Raw genomic sequence first — 650 nt, 5'->3', positions numbered from 1 at the left:
ATTACAGAAATCCGTGGACCATACTATACGGTTATGGGTGAACGCTACTTACGCGATGTGTTAGAAACAATGGGTGAACATGTAGATATCTTGAAATTTGCTGGTGGTTCTTTCACCTTAATGCCTGAAGAAGAATTGATTAAAATTTTAGACTTGGCGCATGAATATGGTGTCAAAGTATCTACAGGTGGATTCATGGAATATGTTTTAACACAAGGAATTGAAGCGGTAGACTACTACATTAGCGAATGTAAACGTGTTGGTTTTGACATCATTGAAATCTCTACAGGATTTATTACTATGCCAACTGATGACATTGTCCGTCTAGTAGAACGCGTGCAAGATGCCGGTCTATTAGCCAAACCAGAAATCGGTGTGCAATTCGGTTCAGGTGGTACCAACACAATCGAACAAAATGAAGCAGCCGGTCTACTTGATCCAGCTCAAGCGATTGAAGTAGGTAAACGTTGTTTAGAAGCTGGGGCTTACATGTTGATGATCGAGTCTGAAGGGATCACTGAAAGTGTGGCTAGTTGGAGAACAGAAATCGCTACCCGTTTCGCTTCGGAATTAGGTACTGAAAAAGTCATGTTTGAAGCAGCTGATCCGGATGTATTCTCTTGGTACATTAAAAACTACGGTCCAGACGT

Annotated in this window: 1 protein-coding gene; it reads left to right on the top strand. The window is 41.4% G+C overall.

The genetic code is table 11. The features are described 5' to 3' along the window. Window positions 1–650: phosphosulfolactate synthase (locus ACRCJ0_RS18120; protein WP_431391526.1), on the top strand; the 650-nt coding region annotated here is incomplete at both ends.

It is taken from the genome of Aerococcus sp. L_32 (assembly GCF_050689315.1).
Note: the sequence above shows the minus strand (reverse complement) of the source record. Positions and strands in the feature narration are given on the sequence as shown.